We start from the raw sequence: 17,994 nt of genomic DNA, 5'->3' as shown, positions 1-17,994 counted from the left end.
CTGGGTGTGCGAGGGTGCGTGGTGCTAGAATCTTCGGCTATGCAGGAAGAGAGGTTGGGCGAAAACACGACCGCAGGCAAGATCGAGGGGCTCTCCCGCCTCCGGGAGGAGGCGGCGCACCAGGCCCCCGAGAAGGCCGTCGAGCGGCAGAAGGAGAAGGGCAAGCTCACCGCTCGCGAGCGGGTCGAGCTGTTGCTGGACGAGGGCACGTTCGTCGAGCTCGACCGTTACAGGGTCCACCGCTCGCACAACTTCGGGCTCGCGGACAACAAGCCTTTGGGCGACGGGGTCGTCGTCGGGTACGGCGAGGTCTCGGGGAGGAAGGTCTGCGTCTTCAGCCAGGACTTCACGATCTTCGGCGGGTCCTTGGGCGAGGTCTACGCGCAGAAGATCTGCAAGGTCATGGACCTCGCGATGAACACCGGATGCCCCATCGTGGGATAAACGACTCGGGCGGGGCGCGCATCCAGGAGGGGGTCGTCTCCCTCGCCGGGTACGCGGAGATCTTCCATCGCAACGTCATGGCGAGCGGGGTGGTGCCCCAGATCAGCGTGATCATGGGCCCGTGCGCCGGCGGGGCGGTCTACTCGCCGGCGATCACGGACTTCGTGTTCATGGTCGAGGAGACGAGCCACATGTTCATCACCGGCCCCGACGTCATAAAGAGCGTCACCGGCGAGGACGTCTCCTTCGAGGACCTCGGGGGTGCCGCGACCCACAACACGAAGTCCGGCGTCGCCCACTTCGCCTCCCCCGACGAGGAGACCTGTCTCGAGGACGTTCGCTACCTCCTCTCGTTCCTCCCGGAGAACAACCTCGAGAGCGCCCCGTACTTCCCGCCCACGGACGACCCCGAAAGGGCGGACGAGGAACTCGCCTCCCTCGTCCCCGACTCGAACAACCGCCCCTACGACATGCGCGAGGCGATCTCGGGCGTCGTCGACGACGGGGAGTTCTTCGAGGTGCAGGAGGGCTGGGCGCAGAACCTCGTCGTCGGCTTCGCGAGGCTCGACGGTCACGCGATCGGCGTCGTCGGGAACCAGCCGGCCGTGCTCGCGGGGACGCTGGACATGGACGCGAGCGTGAAGGGGGCGCGGTTCGTGCGCTTCTGCGACGCGTTCAACATCCCGCTCCTCACGTTCGTGGACGTGCCGGGCTTCATGCCGGGGACGGATCAGGAGTGGGGCGGGATCATCCGCCACGGCGCGAAGCTGCTCTACGCGTTCTCCGAGGCCACCGTGCCGAAGATGACCGTCATCACGCGCAAGGCGTACGGCGGCGCCTACGACGTCATGAACTCCAAGCACATCGGGGCGGACGTCAACGTCGCGTGGCCGACCGGCGAGGTCGCCGTGATGGGGGCTCCCGCGGCCGTCGGGATCATCTTCCGCCGCCAGATCTCCGAGGCCGAGGACCCGGAGGCGAAGCGCGCCGAGCTGATCGCGGACTACGAGGAGCGCTTCAACAACCCGATGGTCGCCGCCGAGATGGGGTTCATAGACGACGTGATCGACCCCAGGGAGACGCGGCCGTACCTCATCAGGGCGCTCTCCATGATCCGGACCAAGCGCCCCGAGCGCCCCCCGCGCAAGCACGGGAACATCCCGCTTTGAGCAGTCCGGGGGGGTTCTGGGCTCGCTTGAGAGGGGGCAGCCTCCTGCCCGCCAGCGGCGGGGGCCGGGCCGCCCTGATCTCGGCCGTCGCCGTGTTTCTGGCTCTGGACGTGCTCGTCCTGCTGGGCTCGGATCTCGCCCTCGGCCTGCTCGTGTTGATGACGGGTCTCGTGGCCGGTCTGGTCCTCGCCGTGCTCGCTACGCTACCGGTGCGCCGAACCCTCGAGCGCGGCGGGTTGGGGAACCTCTTCGGCTTCCTCGTGGGGCTGGCCTCGATGTTCGGGATCGTCTTTCTCGGGACCTACGTGGCGGGCCTGCCCTCGTACCCGACCGCCGAGGCGGGGCACCTCGGGACGGCCCTCTACGGCTTCGCCTTCGGGTTCGGGGCGACGCTGTGCGGGCTCTCCCTCCGTCTGCCCGCCTCGTCGCGCCCCGCCTACCGCGGCACGGCCGATCGCGACGGAGGGGACAGGATCTGGCTGAGGACCGCGTTGATAGTGGTGGGTGCCGCGGCGGGGCTCTTCGGTCTGCTCTTCTTCGCGTTCGTGCTGTTCGAGTACGTGCTCGTGCCCGTTGTCGAGATCTTCGCGTCTTGAGAGCCGAGCCCGGTCCCGAGGAGGCGGCGGCGATAGCGGCGGCGCTCGAGGTGCTCCGTAGGGAGCGCCCCGAGGTCCGGCTACCCAAGCGCGACCGGTGGAGGCTCGCGGGCCTGCTCGGACACGCGCCGCCCCGGGAGATGAAGCTTGCGGGTTCTTTGTGGTCGTACTCTAGTTGGGAAGGCATGGTCTAGGTGTTCGGGAAGGTTCTGGTCGCCAACCGCGGCGAGATTGCGGTGCGGATAATCCGCGCGCTGAGGGAGATGGGCATAGGAAGCGTGGCGGTCTACTCCGACGCCGACCGGGAGTCCCTGCACGCGCGTCTGGCCGACGAGGCGTACCACGTCGGCCCCGCGCCCGCGACCGAGAGCTACCTGAAGATCGAAGGGCTGATCGAGGTCGCCCGGAGGAGCGGGGCGGAGGCCGTCCACCCGGGGTACGGCTTCCTGGCCGAGAGCGCGCCGTTCGCGAGGGCCGTCGAGAGAGCCGGCCTCGTGTGGATCGGGCCGCACCCCGAGGCCATAGAGGCGATGGGCTCGAAGGTCGAGTCGAGGCGCATCATGAAGGAGGCGGGCGTCCCGATGGTCCCGGGGACGGAGGGCGAGATCTCCTCCGTGGAGGAGGTGCGAGCCTTCGGCGAGAAGCACGGCTACCCCGTCGCGGTGAAGGCGTCGGCGGGCGGCGGCGGCAAGGGCTTCGCGGTCGCGGAGAGCGAGGGCGCCGCCGAAGACGCCTACGGGCGGGCGCGCCGCGAGGGCGAGGCGTACTTCGGGGACGGCTCGGTCTACGTCGAGCGCTACCTCGCGGGCCCCCGCCACATCGAGATACAGGTGGTGCGCGACAAGCACGGCAACGCCGCTCACCTCGGGGAGCGGGATTGCTCCATCCAGCGCCGCCACCAGAAGCTCCTGGAGGAGTGCCCGAGCCCCGCCATCGACCCGGCGATGCGCGAGGAGATGGGCCGCGCGGCCGTCGCCGCCGCCGACGCGGTCGACTACGACAACGTCGGCACCGTCGAGTTTCTCGTGGAGGGCGACGAGTTCTTTTTCCTGGAGATGAACACGCGCGTGCAGGTCGAGCACCCCGTCACCGAGGAGGTCACCGGGATCGACGTGGTCCAGACGAGCGTCCGCGTCGCCGCCGGCGAGAAGCTGCCCTTCGCGCAGGACGACGTCGCCTGGCGCGGACACTCCATCGAGGTCCGCCTCAACGCCGAGGATGCCGCCAACAACTTCGCTCCGAGCCCCGGCACCGTCACCGTCTACGAGGAGCCGGGCGGCCCGGGGGTCCGGGTGGATTCCTCCCTGCGCGAGCCGGGCGTCGTCCCGGAGTCGTACGACCCGCTCTTCGCCAAGCTCATCGTGCGCGGCTCGGACCGGCCGGATGCCCTGAGGCGCCTCAGAAGGGCGCTCACGGAGTTCAGGGTCGAGGGGATCGCGACGACGCTCCCGTTCTTCGAGGCGATCCTGGACGACGAGGTCTTCGTGAAGGGGGCCTACACCACGGGCTTCGTCGCCGAGCGGATGGAGGGGCTGAAGATGGAGCCCCACAGCATCGGCGCGACGGCCGACGGCGCGGAGGAGAAGACGGCGCGCGAGGTCGAGGTCGAGGTGAACGGGAAGCTCTTCCGCGTCAAGGTCTACGGGGACGAGGCCGGCGGGGGCTCCGCGCCCGTGGGCAGCGGGGCGCCGCAGCGGCGCGGGAAGGGCGGGTCCGCGAAGCGGCCGGCGGTCTCAGAGGGGACCGTCGCTGCCCCCATGCAGGGCACCATCGTGAAGGTGTTCGTCGAGGAGGGGCAAGAGGTCTCCGTGGACGAGCCGGTTTGTCTGCTGGAGGCGATGAAGATGGAGAGCGAGATCCGGGCCCAGAAAGACGGCGTGGTCTCGGAGGTGCTCGTCGAGGCGGGCCAGGCGGTCCGCCCCGGCGACGCGCTGGTAGTCCTGGAGTAGGGGCCCCCGGCCATGGTCGAGCACGCGGCGGACTTCGAGTGGCGCGGCGAGGGCGAAGAGGCCGAGGTCGCCGTCTACGCGCCGGACGCGGCCGACGCGGACCGCGCCTTCGAGCGCGCCCTCCCCGCCGCGCGTCTCCCCGGCGTGGAGAGCCCCGTCGAGGCGGCGGCCTCCCGTGAGGGCTTCGGCCGGGTCGCGGTCTCCGGAACGCACGCCGCGCCCGACCTCTTCTCGGCCCCGCGCTGGGGCCTCCTGATCGTCGCGGAGGTCCCTGCTTCTTCGCTGGGCATGCCGCCGGAGGAGGTGCCGCGCCTCCTCTCTCGCCGCCTCTCGGAGGTCGCGCTGCCGGAGATCGGGGAGCCCGGGGTCCGGGAGCTCTCGGAGTCCGGCGCCCTCTGGGCTGCGGGCGAGGGCTTTATAGAGGAGGACGACCTCTCCTTCTTCTCGCCCGGTAGCGCGTCGCGCGCGGGGGACCCGGACTCGCTGGGCAGGCGCGCGCTGGCCGCGGGGGCGAGGGACTGGACGAGGCCGGGCGGGGTCGAGGCTCTGGCTGTAGGCGAGATCCTGGACTCCGACGCGGCCGGGGAGGCCGGGCTGGAGGAGGGGACGCTCGCCCTCGTGGTCGGCGTGGGCGCCGAGGACCTCGGCCGGCTCGCGCTCGCCGGGCACCGCGAGCGCATCGTCGCGAAGACGATACACGGGGACTTCGGCGCCCCGAGGGCCTCCCCGCCGCCCCGGTGGACACGGAGGAGGCGGCGGACCTCCGATCGGCGGCCGGGCCGCGGCGGGCTACGCCGCCGGACGCGCCGCCCTCGTCCTCTACGCGCTGCGCCGCTCCTTCAGGGACCTGACGCCCCTGCGCCTCCGTGCGGCATGGCCGTCGGCGGGTTGGAGGGAGAAGACGGCGGGCGTCACGTCCATCGCGACGGGCTGGCGGCGGTGGGGGAGGGCGGCCTGTTCGTCTCGGGGCTGCACGTCGCCACGGGTAAGGGTAGGATGTTTGTCAGCGCGCCGCCCTTCGGGGTGCCGGCGGACGGGGACGGTGGCCCTGGGAAGAGGCCGGTCTGTGCGCGGGCGTGTCGGTACTGGAGCCCCTCGGGGGGAGGTCGGAGGCGAGGCCGTGGACCTCTTGATGGTACGCGAAAGATCCAGCGGCCGGTTCGTCTACGTCGAGACGCTCGAGCGCCGCCGCGGGGAGACGCCCTGGGAGTACGTCCGGCGCAGCGTGCGCCGGGAGGCCCAGGTCCGGGCCTCCTTCGCCGGCGAGACGTCGGAGGTGATCGTCGGGTGGGGGATGGGCTCGGTGGAGGAGTTCATCAGGGCCTACCCCGAGTACGGGCCGCAGGACGAGCACGCGGCAGAGAGCGGATAGAAGGGGAGGAACCCGTGACGGGCGAAGTTCTGGACAAGTTCTCCGGCCTGATCTCGACGGCCCTGGGCCTCGTGGCCGCGCTGGCGTGGAACACCGCGATACAGAACCTCTTCACCACGATCTTCGGTGAGGCGGGGGGCGCCCTGGTGGGCCAGTTTCTTTACGCCATCCTCATAACCGTGGTGGTCATCTTCGCCACCATCGCCGTGAGCCGGGCCGCCGAGAGGGCGAAGAAGCTGGAGGAAGAACAGAAGGGCCTGCTGGGCAAGCTGAAGGAATAGGGGCGGCCGGACCCGCCGCCCCGGCCGCGCTACTTGAAGTCTTCCGGGGAGACCCGGTTCATCCAGTCCTTGAACTTGTCCACGACCTCGTCCTCGGGGGCCTCCTCCAGCGCCTCCTGGTCCTGAAACTCGACCGCGGCCTCCTCGATCACGTCGTCCGCCGCGAAGATGGCGGCACCCGTGCGCACGGCGATCGCTATGGCGTCGGAGGGCCGGGAGTCCACCTCCACGGCGCGGCCGTCGATCTGCAGGTGGATCGTGGCGAAGAACGTCGAGTCCTTCAGCTCCGTCACCGTGATGCGCTCCATCGAGCCCCCGAGCTCGCTCACGAGGGACGCGGCGAGGTCGTGGGTCAGCGGGCGCGAGAACTCCTGGTTCTGGAGCTTCATCAGGATAGAACGGGCCTCCGCCTGGCCGATCCAGATGGGAAGGTAACGGTTCTCCCCCTCGACCTTGAGGATGACTATCGGGCTCGAGCTGAAGAGGTCCAGGTTTATCCCGTAGATCGACATCCGGGTAAAGCCGTCTGCGCTCACTGGTTTCTACGCTCCTCTCACACCGCCGGCGCCGATAGGGCCTCCCGCGGCGGATCTTGAAAAGATTATTTCGTGCCGACCGATTCTACTTCCCGACCCTTGCCCCTTCAATCTAGCCTCATGCGGCAACGCGCCATACCGTGTTGTACAATAGCCGGGTTCGAGCCGCCGTCCTTCTGATGGCGCCGGGCACAAGGGCCTGTAGCTCAGCCGGTTAGAGCGCTTCTCTGATAAGGAAGAGGTCCCTGGTTCGAGTCCAGGCAGGCCCACAAAGCAAACCGTTTTATCTAAGCGGAATGGGCTGAGACAGAGCGAAGGGCCGGGATAGCTCCCGGCCCTTTTTGACACCAACCTGACACCAACGCGTGGATTGGCGCGGTCTGCGCCTCGGGTACGCCGCCGCGACGGGACGTGGGAGCAAGGCGCCGTGCATCGTCACCTTCGGTCCCATTCGTCGAGGGCGCGCCCTGCCTCGTAGGCGTAGCGCTCCATCAGCTTGTCGAAGGCGTCCATGGCGCGGCTCTTGATGCCTGCGTCGGCGGTAGGGTCCGTGTACATGCGAAGGGCGAGCCTCACGAACTGCTCGCCGCCGCGGCGTATGGAGCCTGCCGGGTGCCGGTTGTCGAGCGCGGCCTCCAGCACCTGAAGCGCCCAAGGGGGATCGTCCGGTCCGTACTCCCAGAGGTACTCCGCAAAGTCGTCCTCTTCGCTTGCCAGGGCGCGGGAGGCGGCGAACTCCTCGACGAACCTGCGCACCTCCGGGTCTCCGGCGCCGCGCACGTGCATGAATGCGCCGCCCACCGATCTCCTGACTTGGTCGTCCCCGTCGTCCAGCAGCCGCATCAGGCCTCGGGCGCAGAGGTCCGAGCGCCGGGAATCCATGTTGCGTGCGTAGACCTTTGCCGCGCCGCGTCGCAGGGCCGGCGGTCCGGTTATCGCGGCCTCAGCCAACGCCCGGGCGGTGGAAAGGTCTACGTCCGAGCCCAAAGCGTCCGCCGACGATAGCGCGGCTACGCAGGCGAGCTCGGCGCCCCTCTGGGCGCACTTCTCGTCCGCGTGGCCCATCAGGTCGCGGACGAACGGCTCCATCCTCGAGAAGTGCCTGTAGGAGCCGTAGTACATGAAGCTCGTGGCGTCGTGGTCGCAGAGCAGGGCGGGGTGGCCGTCCATCAGCCTCTCGAACAGCGCCACGGCCCGTCCCCGGTCCTCGGTGAGCAAGCGGTACAGGAGCTCTTCGATGGCGCCCGCGCGCAGGGCCGTCGAGGAGTCGCCGGCGGCGTGCTCGATCAGCGACCACATACGCTCTTCGTCGCCTTCTTCTCTCCGGCTGTCGAGCGCTTGCATTAACGTCCTCATCGAGGCGCCGCGATCCGAGTTGAGGTAGACGCCGGATGGACCATCGCCACCCTGCTCCGCCCGCCTCTCGTCGTCGCCCATGAGCCCGCGGACGACGCCTTCGAGACGATCCAGCATGCCCTCGTTCAGACCCTCGTCGTAGCGCTTCTCGAGCGCCCAGGCGATGGTTCTCCCGATGTGGCGCGTGGGGTCGCAGCCGAAGCGGTCTACCACGTCGAACAACCACTCCGCCGGGGCTTCGGTTTCCGCAAGGCCGTTGATAAAAGCACCAGCGTACTCATCATCCACGTCTTCTGGCGCGCGCATGGCGAGAGCGTGGAATCGCTCGGGTTCTTCTTTAACCCGGCGTTGTAGGCTGGCCGCCAGCTGATGCGCGCCTCCTCTGTGCCACTCGGGGTGTCTGACTTTGCCGCGGTACTTCCTCATGGCGCGCAGCCAGGCCTCGTCCGACATCTTAGCGTGGGCGCCTTCGTCGATGGGCGATCCCACGGCTCGGGCTTCCGTGATAAGCGGGGCTTCTCTGGCCCTGACGCCCGGAAACTTGCGCTCGAGCTCGGCGAGATAGCGCGCGCCGCGGTCGGTTAGGTAGCGGCCGGGGATGGCTTGGAGCAGGTACAGCTGCTCTAGCTTACGATATCGTAGACCCTCCAAGCCACGGTATGGCAGGATGAGATCCCAAGAGACGATGTACGTCTCGAGCTCGGTCCTTCGGGCTTCCGTGAGTAATGGGTAGACGGCCGTAATGAGCTTGCGGCTGTCGTACTGCTGGTGGTCGCCGAGGTTCAGCCGCCGTCTGTCCCCGAGAAGGAACCGTAGGACGTCCCCGGTGTACGCGTCGGGCACCGCCCGATAGACGTGCGCCAACAGCTGTTGCGGGGTTTGGTACGGCATCGCCGCCAGGCGTCCTGCGAGAATTCGGAATCGGTCGCGTTCGGTTCGAGCTAGAGTGGTCAAGGCGTCTATCAGGGCACGAATGAAGATGCTCTGCGCGGGGTCCAGGCAGTCGTACCAGCCGTGGGAGAGCGCGTCCGGGGCAAAGTAGGGCGGTTCGTAGTCCGGTGGGTCCGTCAGACCAACAACCCGCTGTAGCCACGGCAATACGGCTTCGACGAAGTCGCCCGGCGCGGCGCTGCTGGCCGCCTTGAAGGCCTCCTGGAGCGTGTAGTTGTGCAGCGGCATGTCCCGCATTAGGCCACCGCGAGGGGACGACGGGCCGTCCTCCAAGTGTGCGTCCAGGGATCGACCTAGCACGTGCTGTATCAAGCGGCATCCCTCTCGGGGGAAGGCTTTTACCACCTCGTCGAGCTCATGCGTGTTCCCTACCTCGGACGCCGGAACCTCGTGCAGTAGCAGTTCGAAGAGCTCGAGCGCCGCCAGGGCGTGCCAGTCGCGGATACGCCCCAGAACCCAGCTCACACGCACGATCCAGTGGTCGCTACGGCCGAGGAAGGGTCGCAACAAACCGGTGACCGCTTCCTGTTCGAGGTCCACCATCGAGAGGAGGTACGGAACAACCTCGGTGTCCAGCACCTGATCGTCCCGCGCGAGCAGGTCCTCGAGGGGTCGTCCCCTCAGGCGCGCGAACCATCCTGGGTTCCCTCCCAGCGCCTTCAGTGTTCTGGGCCGCGTGGCGGGATCGGCGAGCAGCCTGCGGGTCAGGAGCCACTCGTCGTCCGTCGGGTCTGGCAGAGCGCCGAACCAGCCAAACAGCAGTTCCTTTAGATGAAAGCGTAAGCCCTCTGCGCGGAAGAGGAGGTTCAGCTCTCTTAGAAACGCGGAAGATCCGCTGCCGCGCAGGTACGCGAGCACCTGGACGAGTTGGGGGCGGGCAAAAAGGCCCTGATCGCCCGCCAAGATCTTCTAGGAAAGGCTTCCGCCGCTGTCGACGAACTGCCTCGCGTAGCAATAATCGAAAAACGTCTGGTGCAGGAAGCTCCAACCCGCACCGCTCTGGACGATTACGCCGGCGCTGGCAAGCCATCGCCTAGCCTCTTCCAGGTGCCGAACATCAGAGCGCGCGAAGACCGACCCCGGTGCCGAGGTGCGCCGTTCGCGGTCCATGTAATCGGTCATCAATCGCAGTATTTGCTCGCGTTCGTGAGCAGGCGGTCCCTCGGGATCGGCAACGAGCACGACCTCTTGCCACAATAGGGCGTACAGGTCTTGCAAGGTGCTTATATCGTCGACGGCTCCCCCTACGCCCGAGGCGCCCCGGTCTTCCAAGATCCGTAGGAAGAGGTCCAGATGCAACGGAATACGCAGCAGCTCCCGTGTGGCGGCGGAGAGCGTGCCGAAATCAACGGCTTGGGTGCGGAGGACGTCTGCGATCTCCCCGTCGGTAAGCTGCGGTAGGGCGAACCGCTGAGCCACCTCGACGCGCTTGAGCCTCGGGTCGTTGTTCAGGTCGAAGACCCGACACGAGAACAGGACGCGGACGTTCGGCAACAGGCGTAGCCTCGCCACCGTGCTAAGCACCACGTTGAGGGCCTTCTGATCACGAGCCAGCGATAGCGACAAGGCGTCCACCTGGTCCACGAGAACGGCGACCGGCCCGACGACGGCGCGAAGCGTGCGACGCGTCCCAGCGCACGGCCCAGACGCACGGCCGCCGGCGCAGAGCCCGAAGGCGGCGGCGTAGACCCGCACCCTTCGCGCGGCCTTCCGCAGGCTCTTCGGGGCCTCCTCGAGGACGGCCTCTTCGTCGTCGGGCAAGACCGCATCGTACGCGCGACCGACACGGGACAAAAGCCCAGGCGCGGGCGGGACGATTTTTCCATACCGACGATCCGCTTCCCGGTGTACGCTCGTTCGTGACATGGGCGTTGCTTTCTCTGAGGTACGGCCTCTCATGGAAACGGGACGCAAGACGCTGCGGGTGCTGATCGTGGACGACCACGCCGCCTTCCGCCAGGCCCTCGCCATAGTGCTGGGGGCCCAGCCGGATCTAGAGGCGGCCGGCCTGGCCGGGTCGCTCGCCGAGGCCCGCGGGCTAGTGCGCTCGAGCTGCGGGCACCGGTTCGACGCCGCGGTGGTCGACCTCGGCCTGCCCGACGGGGACGGGGCCGAGCTCGCGGCGGAGCTGGTCCAGGCGGAGCCGGCCGTCGCGGTGCTGGCGCTCGCGGACCGTCGCGACCTCGAACGCCGCGGGCTGACGTTGCGGGCGGGTGCAAAAGAGGTGCTGACCAAAGGCGCCGACCTGGGACGGATCCTCGACGCGCTGAGGCGCCTGGGAACGCGACGGCGGTAGAGCCCGTCCCCGTCGCCCGGCCAGGGGGCGCGGCGGAGATTGTGCCCCGAGCCTTGCGTTACTCTAAGTTGCCCTTTGGGCAGTAACGTTTACGAACGAGTGGGTACACGTGGTACCGCTCCCGGGGAGGGGTTTTAATCGAGATGCGCATCCTGGTCGCCTTCGAGGACGAATACCGCGCCTTCCGGGACGCGATCGCCGGCGCCTTTCGGCTGCTGCGCCCCGCCGACGAGGTGGAGACCGCCGAGCTCGGGACGCTAAGGGAGAGGGTGGCGCGCTTCGACCCCCACCTGGTGGTCACCGGCCTCCCCAACGCGTTCGGCTCCGGTGGCAGGGTCGCGTGGGTGCAGCTCTCCCCCGATCCGAACCGGCCTTCGAGTGTCTGCGTGGGCGGGAGGCGTTGGGAAGCGGCCAACCCCTCGATGGAGGACCTCGTCTCTGTCACGGAGGAGGCCGAGGGGTTGATCGGCGACGAGCGGAGCCCCCGGGCCTGCTAGCGGATCGGCGCGCCGGAAGCGCTACGCCGGGACGCACGGACCGGGAGCCCAAGGCGCCGGGCCATGAGACGCGGCCTTGCCCGGCTCGCGGCCGGTGGCTACCCGTCCGCCCCCCGCGGGGCCGACCTTCGCGGCGGCGGACGGGTTAAAGTCTCTGTGTTCGTGTGACGATAAAATAATGCTATGTCGAACAAGCTGGGGATGAAGGTTTTAGGAGCATCCTCTCGCGGGGGCGGGCCGGTATGACCCTGCTGTCCAACAATGAGGGGTACGGCTCGGTGCTGGCCCAGTTGAGGGATGGCTACTTCGAGGTCGACCTGGCCGGCAACCTCACCTCCTACAATCCGGCTTTGTGCGAGATGCTCGGCCGGACTGCCGAGGAACTGGAGGGGACGAACTACCGCGCCCACTGCGATCCCGAGGACGCGCAGAAGGTCCGCGCCGCCTTCAACGAGGTCTACAGGACCGGCACGCCCGACCCCGGCTTCGGCTCGCGGGCGGTGAGGAAGGACGGTACGAAGAGGACCGTCGAGACGTCCGTGAGCCTCGCGAGGGATGAAAGCGGGGAGGCTGTCGGTTTCAGGGGCATCATGCGCGACGTTACGGATCGCGAGCGCGCGTACGAGGATCTCGCGCGGCAGGTCCTTCGGAACGAGTCGATCCTCAACTCCGCGGGCGAGGGCATCTACGGGCTGGACCAGGCGGGAAGGGTCACCTTCGTCAACCCTGCCGCGTCACGGATGCTCGGCTACGAGGCCGAAGAGCTAATCGGCCGGCCCGTGCACGAACTCACCCACCACACCAGGCCCGACGGGACGCCTTACCCGAAGGAGGAGTGCCCGATCTACGGGGCATTCAAGGACGGGGCGGTCCGCCGCGTCTCGGACGAGGTGTTCTGGCGCAAGGACGGGACCAGCTTCCCGGTGGAGTACGCGAGCACCCCCATCTCCGAGGGAGGCGAGGTGACAGGCGCCGTCGTGACCTTTTCGGACATCACCGAGCGCAAAGAGGTGGAGGAGAAGCTCAGGGAGAGCGAGCAGCGGTTTTACAGCCTGACGGACGCCGCGCTCGAAGGGATCACGATCATCGAACGGGGGAACATTCTCGATGTCAACCGGGCCTGCGCCGACATGTTCGGGTACGAGCCTTCGGAGATCGTGGGTAGGTTCGCGCTGGACTTCGTGGCGCCCGAGTCTCGGGACTTGGTGCATCGCAACATCTCTTCCGGCTTCGAGCAGCCGTACGAGGCCGTCGGGCTGAGGAAGGACGGCTCGCGTTTCGTTCAGGAGATCCACGGGAGATCGTCCACGTACCGGGGCCGCTCCGTCCGCGTCGTCGCGATGCGCGACGTCACGGAGCAAAAGCGAGCGCAGGCGGAGCTGACCAGGGAGCGCGAGTTTCTAGCCGCGGTGTTGGAGAACCTCAAAGAGGGCATCGTGGCCTGCGACGCCGGGGGCAACCTGACGCTGTTCAACCGGGCCACGCGCGAGTTCCACGGGGTCGGCGAGAAGGAGATCCCGCCGGACCAATGGGCCCGCCACTACGACCTGTACCAGACCGACGCTCGTACCCCCATGGACAAGGAGGACATCCCCCTGTTTCGTGCCTACCGCGGTGAGAACGTGCGCGACGCCGAGATGGTCATCGTGCCCAAGGACGGCCTCGTCCGCACTCTCGTGGCCAACGGGCAGGCCTTCTACGACGGCGAGGGGAACAAGCTCGGCGCGGTGGTGGCGATGCACGACGTCACCGAACAAAAAAGGATCGAGGAAGAGCTTCGGGAGAGCGAGCGGCAGTTCAGGGTCCTCACCGATGCGACGCTCGAAGCGATCGCGATCACCGAACGGGGCAAGATCCTCGAGGTCAACCGGGCGTACACGGCCCTGTTCGGTTATGAGCCTTTGGAGGTAGTGGGCAAGTCCGCGCTGGAGACCGCGGCGCCGGAGTCCAGGGACCTGATACGCGACCATATCGCCGCCGGCTTCGAGGGCTGGTACGAGGCCGTCGGCCTCCGTAAGGACGGCACGCGCTTCGACATGGAGATCCGCGGTACGGCGTCCAGGTACCGCGGACGTCCCGTCCGCGTCAGCGCCATCCGCGATGTCACCGAGCGCAAGCGGGCCGAGGCCAAGATCCGGGAGCTCAACGAGGGCCTGGAGCGGCGGGTCGAGGAGCGCACCGCGCAGCTTCAGGCCGTCGTCGCCGAGCTGCGAGAGAACGAAGAGAGGCTTCGCCTGAGCGAGGATCGGCTACGCCTGGCGGTCGGGTCGACGGGGCTCGGGACGTGGGACTTCGATCCCGTTGCGGGAGAACTGAGGTGGGACGATCGCTGCAAAGCGGTGTTCGGCCTGTCGCCCAAAGCCGGGGTGGACTACGAAACTTTCCTGTCCGGGCTGCACCCGGAGGATCGGGAGCGGACGGATCGGATCGTGCAGGCCACCCTTGATCCCGAGAGCGGGGGCCACTTCGACACCGAGTACAGGACGGTCGGGCTTGAGGACGGGGTCGAGCGGTGGGTGGCGGCCCAGGGGCAGGCGTTCTTCGACGAGGCCGGTCAAGCGGTGCGCTTCATCGGCACGGTGCTCGACATAACCGAACGCAAGCGGGCCGAGGAGGAGGTCCGGCAGCTCAACAGGACGCTGGAGCGGCGGGTCGAGGAGCGCACGGTCCAGCTCGAAGCGGCCGTGAGGGACGCCGACGACGCCAACCGGGCCAAGAGCGAGTTTTTGGCCAGCATGAGCCACGAGGTAAGGACCCCGATGAACGGCGTCATCGGCATGGCCGAGCTCCTCCTGGGCACGGACCTCGACCCCGAGCAGCGCGAGTACGCGGACACCGTGCGCTCCAGCGGGGAGGCGCTGCTCACGATCATCAACGACATACTCGACTTCTCCAAGATAGAGGCCGGCAAGATGCGCCTTGAGGTCATCGACTTCGACCTCGTAGCGGCGGTCGAGGAGACGGTCGGGCTTTTGTCCGGGCGCGCCCGCGAGAAGGGCGTAGACCTTTCGAGCTCCGTAGAGCCCGGCCTGCTCGCGGCCCTGAAGGGGGATCCTGGTCGGATAAGGCAGATCCTCACCAACCTCGTCGGCAACGCGATCAAGTTCACGGAAGAGGGCGGGGTGATCTTGCGGGTCCGCCTCGTGGGGGAGGACGCGGAGAGGGCGTTGGTGCGCTTCGAGGTCTCCGACACCGGGATCGGCATGACGGAGGAGCAGAGGGGCGGCCTCTTCCGGGCCTTTTCCCAGGCCGACGCCTCGACCACCCGCCGTTTCGGCGGCACCGGGCTCGGCTTGGCCATCTCCAAGCAGCTGGTGGAGCTGATGGGCGGGGAGATCGGAGTGGAGAGCGAGCCCGGCGTCGGCAGCACCTTCTGGATTGTCCTGCCGTTCGGCAAGCAGGCGAAAGCGGCGCCGGCCGTCCCGCCGCCCCGCGAGGACCTTCGGGGCCTGCGCGCCCTGATCGTGGAAGACGACGCCGAGGACCGCCGGATCCTTCAGGGCCAGCTCTCCTCTTGGGGCATCTACGGCGCCACCGCCGAGGGCGGCCCGCCGGCGCTCGCGGAGCTGCGCTCCGCCGCCGAGAGCGGGAAACCCTACGAAGTGGTGCTCCTCGGCGCGCCAACCTCCGGCACCGACGCTTTGAGGATCGCGCGCGAGATCAAGGGCGACCCTGGAATCTCGTCGACCCGCCTGCTGCTCCTGGTATCGGATGGCCGACGCGGCGACGGGCTTAGGGCCGCCGAGGCGGGGGCGGAGGCATACCTGACGAAGCCGGTCAGGCAGTCCGAGCTCTACGACGCCCTGGCAACCGTGGTGGGAAATCCTCCCCCGGAAGGGCTGGAGGAAGCGCGTCTCGTCACCCGTCACTCGGTCCGCGAGGGTAGGACCGGCGCGGGGGAGCGCTTGTTGCTGGTCGAGGACAACGCGGTGAACCAGCGGGTCGCCACGCGGATGCTGGAGAAGCTCGGCTACCGGGTGGACCTGGCCGCCGACGGCCTCGAAGCGCTCGAGGCGCTCTCCAAAAGGGGCTACGCCGCCGTCCTGATGGACGTGCAGATGCCGAACATGGACGGCTACGAGGCGACGGGCGAGATCCGCAGGCGCGAAGGAGGTCCCGGACGCCGCACCCCGATCATCGCCATGACGGCGAACGCCATGCGCGGCGACCGGGAGAAGGTGCTAGAAGCGGGGATGGACGATTACGTCTCCAAACCCGTCAGGTCGGAGGATCTGGGCGCGGTTCTCCTCCGCTGGGTCTCGCCGGACCCCGAAGACCCGGAAGACGCCGCGGACGATGCGGCGGTCGCTCCTTCCCTCGATGGGCCGGAAGGAGTCCTCGACCGGGCCGTGATCGAGTCCCTGCGCGAGCTGCAAAGGGAGGGGGAGCCGGACATAGTCTCGGAGCTGGCGACGATGTTCTCGGAAGACGCCTCGCTGCGCCTCGCGGAGCTTCAGGAGGCCGTCGACGAGGGGGACGCCGCGAAGGTCGAACGGGTCGCGCACGCTTTGAAGGGGGCGAGCGGGAACATGGGCGCCAAGCTCGTGGCCGCCCTCTGCCACGAGCTGCAAGACGTCGGGAGCTCCGGCGACCTGGCCGGGGTCCCGGGGCTCCTCGGACGCTTGGAAAAAGAACTCGCGCGTGCCATTGCCGCGCTGCTGGAGATCTCGGGCGGCGAGGAAGAGGCCTTGAGAAGCCCCCGGTAGCGAGCATCGCATCCCCCGACGCGCCGCGGCCCCCGGCGCATCGCCGCCCGCTCTTGGGCTCGCCCTTCGCTCCTTAACGGGCCATTTTCCTCAGATGATCCCTTCCTCCCTACTCCCACTCCACCGTCGCGGCATGGCTCAGCGATGGGTTTTTCAATGGGCTATATGACATAAAATTTGCGCAATAAAATTGCTTTCATGATACAGTGCCTGTATGGAGACTTTAGGCACGGCGGGTGACAGGCCCGCAGAGGATCGGGTAGAACGGGTGCTTTCCGGGCTTGGGGCCAAGATACGGCGGGCGCGCAGGGAGCAAGGAATGACTCTTGAGGGGCTCGCGGCCGCGGCCGGCACTTCGGCGGCGCACATCTCGCGGCTTGAATCCGGGGAGCGGCAGCCCTCGCTTGACGGTGCGCTGCGGCTCGCCTTCGGCCTGGGCATGCGCTTCGATGAGCTCTTCGAGGAGCCCGGGGATCCGGAGCCGGGCACGGTGGTACGCGGAGGCGAGGCGCCTGTCTTCCAGGGCAAGGGCGTCCGGTTGCAGCGGCTGGTACCGGAGGCCGGTCCGGAGGGCCTAGAGGCGGTGAAGGTCATCTATCCTGCGGATCGCGTGGCGGATCAGGAGCTGCACGAGCACGAAGGCCAGGAGTGGCTGTACATGATAAAGGGCAGGCTCAGGCTAACCCTGGGCGAGGAGAGGACCGTGCTCGAGCCCGGGGACGCGGCTTTCTTCAACGCCAGGTTGCCCCACAACTTCGACGTGCTCAGCGAGGAAGACGCGGAGGTCTTGATGGTCTCGTGCGTGCCTTGTACCCATCGGCTGGCATCTCCCGAGAGCCGGCGCTCCTTCACCGACGGACACCCGGATCTGAAGGGTCTGCGATGAGGCGGACCGGCTAACTAGTTTTTAGGCCGCGGTGGTGCAAGCCATGAACGGATGGGCGCTCGTCAACCCACGCAACCGGATACAGGTTATTGGAGGCACGGCGGAGAGAGGAGAGGAAACCTACCGATGGAGAACCAGCGTTACCGTGGAGACACCGGCGAGGCGAAGGTCGGCGAGGCAGAGCGTTTCTGGGAGGAGCGCTACAAATCCTCGACGCGGCCCCCTGATGGAAGGCCTAGCTGGGCGCTCGTAAGGTTCGCCGAATCTCTACCCGGAGGCAGGGCTCTGGATCTCGGCTGCGCGCGGGGTGACGATGCCGTTTGGCTGGCCCGGCGGGGCTGGCGGGTGGTCGCCGTCGACATCTCCGCCACGGCCCTCTCGCGGGCGGCGGAGAACGCGCAAACCGCCGGTGTGTCAGACCACATCGAGTTTCAACGCCATGATCTGGCGCGGACTTTTCCGGGCGGTCGGTTCGACCTGGTCTCCGCCCAGTACCTGCAGTCGCCGGTCGAGTTCCCGCGCGAGCAGGTGCTTAGAGAGGCGGCGTCCGCAGTGGCGTCAGACGGGCTGCTGCTCATCGTGTCCCACGGATCGGCCCCGCCCTGGGCGGATCCCGACGCCGCCTTCCCTACCCCCGAGGAAGAGCTTGCAGGGCTCCAGCTCGACCCCGAGTTGTGGCAGAGCGAGTTCGTAGGGGTTCCCGAGCGCCAAGCTACCGGTCCGGCCGGGGAAACCACCACCGTTATCGACAACGTCATCGCCCTCAGACGCACCACGCGGTGAGTGCGATGGACGACCGTCTTTCCCTTTCGGGCAATGGCACACCGAGCGGCTGAGCGTGCCCTAGCGTCAGGCCACTGGCCCAAACGGCAACCCGTCAAGGGCACCGACACCGTGATCGCACTCAAACGCCTCACGCAGTGACTACCCCCTTACGCTCGCCGAAGGCCGTTGC

The 17,994-nt window shown here is 68.0% G+C and carries 12 protein-coding genes, 1 tRNA gene and 1 pseudogene; 11 read left to right on the top strand and 3 right to left on the bottom strand.

The annotated features are described in order from the left end of the window. Positions 1 to 39: 39 nt before the first annotated feature. From GBA65_RS18620 to GBA65_RS23620, 5 genes and pseudogenes are all read left to right on the top strand, one after another. A pseudogene (locus GBA65_RS18620) lies at positions 40 to 1,613 on the top strand (acyl-CoA carboxylase subunit beta). Between the two features lie 26 nt (positions 1,614 to 1,639). Continuing rightward, a complete protein-coding gene (locus GBA65_RS18615; protein ID WP_166397829.1) occupies positions 1,640 to 2,209 on the top strand; it encodes a hypothetical protein in 570 nt (189 codons plus the stop codon). Beyond that, positions 2,206 to 2,403 (top strand): hypothetical protein, encoded by a 198-nt coding sequence (locus GBA65_RS18610; protein WP_166397828.1) that lies wholly within the window; start codon positions 2,206 to 2,208, stop codon positions 2,401 to 2,403. Before GBA65_RS18615 ends, GBA65_RS18610 begins: the two co-directional genes overlap by 4 nt. Continuing rightward, positions 2,404 to 4,158, top strand: coding sequence for an acetyl-CoA carboxylase biotin carboxylase subunit (locus GBA65_RS18605; RefSeq protein ID WP_166397827.1), 1,755 nt, complete (start codon positions 2,404 to 2,406; stop codon positions 4,156 to 4,158). 12 nt (positions 4,159 to 4,170) lie between these two features. Continuing rightward, positions 4,171 to 5,811, top strand: a complete 1,641-nt coding sequence (locus GBA65_RS23620) for a DUF5654 family protein (RefSeq protein WP_207955920.1) — start codon at positions 4,171 to 4,173, stop codon at positions 5,809 to 5,811. A 29-nt stretch (positions 5,812 to 5,840) separates the two neighbouring features. Here the strand turns inward: GBA65_RS23620 and GBA65_RS18595 are convergent, their stop codons facing one another. Then, on the bottom strand, positions 5,841 to 6,347 hold the full coding sequence (locus tag GBA65_RS18595; RefSeq protein WP_166397826.1) for a bifunctional nuclease family protein: 507 nt from the start codon (positions 6,345 to 6,347) through the stop codon (positions 5,841 to 5,843). Positions 6,348 to 6,542: 195 nt separating this feature from the next. Between GBA65_RS18595 and GBA65_RS18590 the strand changes: the two genes are divergently transcribed. Then, positions 6,543 to 6,616 (top strand) — tRNA-Ile (locus GBA65_RS18590). Positions 6,617 to 6,782: 166 nt separating this feature from the next. On the opposite strand, the gene GBA65_RS18585 is transcribed toward GBA65_RS18590, so the two are convergent. Both GBA65_RS18585 and GBA65_RS18580 read right to left on the bottom strand, forming a co-directional pair. Further along, complete coding sequence (locus tag GBA65_RS18585; protein ID WP_166397825.1) at positions 6,783 to 9,557, bottom strand: hypothetical protein; 2,775 nt, start codon at positions 9,555 to 9,557, stop codon at positions 6,783 to 6,785. A 6-nt stretch (positions 9,558 to 9,563) separates the two neighbouring features. After that, positions 9,564 to 10,415 carry an NACHT domain-containing protein gene (locus GBA65_RS18580; RefSeq protein ID WP_166397824.1) on the bottom strand — a complete coding sequence of 284 codons (852 nt, stop codon included), beginning with the start codon at positions 10,413 to 10,415 and terminating at the stop codon, positions 9,564 to 9,566. 136 nt (positions 10,416 to 10,551) lie between these two features. Here GBA65_RS18580 and GBA65_RS18575 point away from each other — a divergent pair, with 136 nt between their 5' ends. From GBA65_RS18575 to GBA65_RS18555, 5 genes are all read left to right on the top strand, one after another. Further along, positions 10,552 to 10,950: a response regulator gene (locus GBA65_RS18575; protein WP_166397823.1), complete on the top strand. Its 399-nt coding sequence runs from the start codon at positions 10,552 to 10,554 to the stop codon at positions 10,948 to 10,950. Positions 10,951 to 11,093: 143 nt separating this feature from the next. After that, entirely contained in the window at positions 11,094 to 11,447 is a 354-nt protein-coding gene (locus GBA65_RS18570; protein WP_166397822.1) for a hypothetical protein, read from the top strand. 242 nt (positions 11,448 to 11,689) lie between these two features. Then, positions 11,690 to 16,153 (top strand): PAS domain S-box protein, encoded by a 4,464-nt coding sequence (locus GBA65_RS18565; RefSeq protein ID WP_166397821.1) that lies wholly within the window; start codon positions 11,690 to 11,692, stop codon positions 16,151 to 16,153. Positions 16,154 to 16,472: 319 nt separating this feature from the next. Continuing rightward, positions 16,473 to 17,039 carry a cupin domain-containing protein gene (locus GBA65_RS18560; protein WP_166397820.1) on the top strand — a complete coding sequence of 189 codons (567 nt, stop codon included), beginning with the start codon at positions 16,473 to 16,475 and terminating at the stop codon, positions 17,037 to 17,039. Positions 17,040 to 17,165: 126 nt separating this feature from the next. Continuing rightward, a complete protein-coding gene (locus tag GBA65_RS18555; protein WP_166397819.1) occupies positions 17,166 to 17,822 on the top strand; it encodes a class I SAM-dependent methyltransferase in 657 nt (218 codons plus the stop codon). Positions 17,823 to 17,994: the final 172 nt, after the last annotated feature.

This window comes from Rubrobacter marinus, from assembly GCF_011492965.1.
Lineage (GTDB): Bacteria > Actinomycetota > Rubrobacteria > Rubrobacterales > Rubrobacteraceae > Rubrobacter_F > Rubrobacter_F marinus.
Note: the sequence above shows the minus strand (reverse complement) of the source record. Positions and strands in the feature narration are given on the sequence as shown.